This is a genomic window from Amycolatopsis sp. NPDC003731, assembly GCF_053586895.1.
In genome coordinates, this window is sequence record NZ_JBSFNC010000286.1 from 1 (window position 1) to 3,426 (window position 3,426).

3 protein-coding genes are annotated in these 3,426 nt (G+C 73.0%); 1 reads left to right on the plus strand and 2 read right to left on the minus strand.

The genetic code is table 11. The features are described 5' to 3' along the window. A partial coding sequence (locus tag ACWDN5_RS46440; RefSeq protein ID WP_449680760.1) for a Na+/H+ antiporter occupies window positions 1-1,579 on the minus strand: 1,579 nt, incomplete at its 3' end. A 33-nt stretch (window positions 1,580-1,612) separates the two neighbouring features. Continuing rightward, on the minus strand, window positions 1,613-2,020 hold the full coding sequence (locus tag ACWDN5_RS46445) for a nuclear transport factor 2 family protein (protein ID WP_310976653.1): 408 nt from the start codon (window positions 2,018-2,020) through the stop codon (window positions 1,613-1,615). A 54-nt stretch (window positions 2,021-2,074) separates the two neighbouring features. On the opposite strand from ACWDN5_RS46445, the gene ACWDN5_RS46450 reads away from it, so the two are divergent. Then, the coding region (locus tag ACWDN5_RS46450; RefSeq protein WP_449680761.1) for a carboxylesterase/lipase family protein at window positions 2,075-3,426 on the plus strand (1,352 nt) is incomplete at its 3' end.

Genomic DNA, 3,426 nt, shown 5'->3' on the forward strand with positions numbered 1-3,426 from the left:
CCGCCTCGTCGCGGTCGAGCATGGACTCTTCGATGTCGAGCCGCTCCAGGACCTTGCGCAGGACGTCGTCGTCGGCGCTGCCGCTGTCGCGGGCCTTGAGGAACTGGTCGCGCTCGACCTCCAGGAGCTCCAGCCGCAGCCGCCGGTAGGCGTCGCTCGGCGTCTCGGCCAGCGCGCTCTGCCGGCCGAGCTGCTCCCACGCCGAGTCGGCGCGGTGCTGCAGCCGGTCGCGCAGGCGCTGGATGATCTCCGGCGGGTCGTCGTCGGTCCGGATCTCCTCGAGCTTGGCCAGCGCCGCGCGGGTCATGTCGTGCAGGACGGCCGCCTCCTGCAGGGCGTCCTCGGCGGGGTCCGGCCGCGGCAGCCGCAGCCGCCGGATCAACGGCGGCAGCGTCATGCCCTGCACGGCCAGCGTGCCGGCCACGACGACGAACGCCGCGAGCACCAGCACGGCCCGCTGCGGGGTGTCCGCGGGCAGCACGAACGCGGCCGCGAGGGTCACCACCCCGCGCATGCCGGCCCAGGCGATGACGGCGGAGTAGCGCCACGGCCAGATCTTCGCCCTGACCTTCCCCGGCAGCAGGCGCCGTTCGACGCGCTTCACCGTGCCGATCCCGGCCATCCACAGCACGCGGGTGAGGATGGTCGCGGCGAGCACGGCGACGCAGATCCAGGTCAGCGTCATCAGCGACAGCCCGCTCTCACCGACCTCGGCGAGGATCCGCCGCAGCTGCAGGCCGATCAGCAGGAAGACCAGGTTCTCCAGCAGGAACTGGATGGTCTGCCAGTTCAGCCGGGACGCCAGCCGGGTGGAGCCGGAGAGGATCTGCGGTGCCTTGTGCCCCAGGATGAGCCCGGCGATGACGACGGCGAGCACGCCGGAGCCGTGGATCGCCTCGGCCGGGATGTAGGCGATGAAGGGGACGGCGAACGACAGCGCGGTGTCGAGCACCGGCTCGTTCAGCCGGGCCCGGATGAACGCGGCCGCGAACCCGACGACCAGCCCGACCACGGCCCCGCCGATGGCCGCGCGGAAGAAGTCGGCGCCGACCTGCCAGAGGCTGACCGAGCCGGCCAGCGCGGCGATGGCGGTGCGGAGGGCGACCAGCGCGGCGGCGTCGTTGAACAGGCTCTCGCCTTCGAGGAGCCGGATCAGCTTGCGGGGCATGCCGACCCGCCGGGCGACGACGCTGGCGGCGACCGCGTCCGGCGGTGCGACGACGGCGCCGAGCGCGATGCCGCCGGCCAGCGGGAGCCCGGGAATCACCGCCCAGGCGACCACGCCGACGCCGAGCGCGGTGAACACCACGAGCCCGACCGACATCAGCCCGATCGCCCCGCGGTTCTTCCGGAAGTCGACCAGCGACGTCTGGATGGCCGCCGAGTACAGCAGCGGGGGGAGCAGGCCGAGCAGGACGACCTCGGGGTCGAGGTGGACCTCGGGCACGCCGGGGACGTACGAGCCGGCGACGCCGACGACGATCAGGCACAGCGGGGCGGACCAGTCCAGCCGCCGCGCCACCGCGCTGACGACGAGGACGGTCACGACCAGCGCCACTATCTCTGCCGCTATGTGCACGGGGTAATCATTACCCGCCCGCCGCGGCGGGTGTCACCTGGCCAGCTCGGGAAGCACTTCGGCGACCAGCTGGGTGTCCATGTACTCGGTGATCTCGCGGATCCGGCCGTCCTCGACGCGGAAGACGAAGCAGTACTTGTTGTCGTAGCGCGCCCCGGCCTTCGTCGCGACGCTGCCCTGCGTTTCGACCACGACGACGTCGTCCTCGGCGACGAACCGGCTCGCGGTGCTGGTGTAGGTGCCCTCGAACTGCGCGCCGAGCGGGCCGAGCAGGTCGCGGCGGACCGAGTCCTTGCCGCGGAAGGTGCCGGACCAGCTGTTGTGCCCGCCGACCGTCCAGGTGACGTCGTCGGCCATCGCGGCGAGCAGCGGCCGGATGTCGCCGGTCGCCCAGGCGTCGAACGCCGTCTTCAGGAGCTGCTTGTTCTCGGACGCGGTCATGGGCTCAGTCAACACGCTGGAGCGCACTCCAGCGCAAGCTTTTAGGCTGGGCCCGTGACGACAGCGGAGATCGCGGCCGGTGTCCTGCGCGGGTCCGAACGGGACGGCGTGCGGACGTTCCTCGGCGTCCCGTACGCCGAGCCGCCGGTGGGGGAGCTGCGGTTCCGGGCGCCCCGGCCGGTCCCGCACTGGGCCGGTGAACGCGACGCGACGAAGTGGGCACCCCGCGCGCCGCAGCCCGAACTGACCGGGCGCGGCTTCACCGGCGACGAGGACTGCCTCTACCTGAATGTTTACGCGCCCGCGGCACCCGGCTCGTACCCGGTGCTCGTGTGGATCCACGGCGGCGGTGGCGTGCTGGGCGGGCCGCACCAGTTCGACGCCTCCGCGTACGCGCGCGCCGGCGTGGTGGTGGTGACCGTCGCCTACCGGCTCGGCGTGCTCGGGATGCTGCACCTGCCCGGCGTCGCCGACTCGAACCTGTCCCTGCGCGACCAGGTCGCGGCGCTCGAATGGGTGCGGGACGAGATCGGCGCGTTCGGCGGCGACCCGGGCCGGGTCACGCTGGCCGGGCAGTCCAACGGCGGCCGCACGGTCGGGACGCTGCTGGCCGTGCCCGCCACGCGCGGGCTCGTCCACCAGGCGATCGTGCAGAGCGGCACCGGCGTCGGCTCGGTCGTCCACACGCCGGACGAAGGCGCGGCGGTCGCTGCGGCGGTCCTGGCGGAGCTGAACGCGTCGCCGGATGACTTGGCGACGCTGCCGGTGACCCGGATCCTCGAGGCGCAGCAACGGGTTTCGGCGGCGTCGGGCACCAAGGTGACCTACCGCGTGGTGGTCGGCGACGAGCTGCTCCCGCACCGGCCGTCCGACGGCGCCCGTGAGGTCCCGCTGCTCATCGGGACGACGGCCGACGAGGAGGACCTGTTCAGCTGGCTGCAATCGGGCGGCGCGAAGCTGCTGGGCGTCGGCTCGACGATGCTGGACGCCCCCGCGGTCGAGAAAGCCGTCGCGGCGTATAACGCCCTATTCGACTGGCCCCCGGACCAGATCCGCAACCGCGCGCTGACGGCGGGGGACTGGTGGATCCCGGCGATCCGCTTCGCCGAGAAGCAGCCGGACGCCTGGATGTACCGGCTCGACTGGCGGATCGCCCCGCGCGGCCGCGGCCTCGGGGCGGCGCACGGGCTCGACCTGCCGCTGGTGTTCGACGACATCCGCAACCGCAACTGGCGGTTCCTCTTCGCCGGCCGGCCGTTCCCGGCGGAGCGGATGCAGGCGGTGGCGACGGAGATGTTCGGGGCCTGGGTCCGGTTCGTGAGCACCGGGGACCCGGGCTGGCCGCGGTACACGACGGCGGACCGCGTGACGCGGCTCTTCGACGACGTCTCGACGACGGTCAGCGA

Coding starts and splice junctions, on each gene's coding strand:
- ACWDN5_RS46445 (WP_310976653.1), bottom strand. CDS start 2,020: ATGACCGCGTCCGAGAACAAGCAGCTCCTGAAGACGGCGTTCGACGCC.